The sequence below is a fragment of the Polynucleobacter sp. UK-Kesae-W10 genome, from assembly GCF_018881575.1.
Classification (GTDB): domain Bacteria; phylum Pseudomonadota; class Gammaproteobacteria; order Burkholderiales; family Burkholderiaceae; genus Polynucleobacter.
In genome coordinates this window covers 1-349 of sequence record NZ_JACVQB010000016.1, presented here as the reverse complement: position 1 = coordinate 349, position 349 = coordinate 1, and the positions used below count along the sequence as shown (strand labels likewise).

1 protein-coding gene is annotated in these 349 nt (G+C 48.7%); it reads left to right on the top strand.

Going from position 1 to position 349, the window contains the following annotated elements; genetic code table 11:
* The coding region (locus ICN24_RS10290) for a hypothetical protein (RefSeq protein WP_216223697.1) at positions 1–349 on the top strand (349 nt) is incomplete at both ends.

Genomic DNA, 349 nt, shown 5'->3' with positions numbered 1-349 from the left:
TACAACAACGGTGGCCTGACGATCGGTAAGGCAGAAGCAACCGTAGTTGCTAATAAGACTTATGACGCCACTACCGGATTGACTGCCAATCAGGTGAGCATTACTGGTATTGGTGGCGCAGCGCTTGGCTTTACGGTAGGTAATGCCAGCTTGAGTGATGCCAATGTGACTACTGCTAATAAGTATGTCAACTTAGGCACCTTAGCTTTGACTGCTGGTGGTACTGGTACTAGCGCAACATCGAACTATGTATTGCCAGGCTCTACTTATGGCGCTAATAACAGCGCTACGGTTGGAGTAGCCACCTTAACCGTCAATGGCGTGAATACCAACGTGACCTATAACGGCA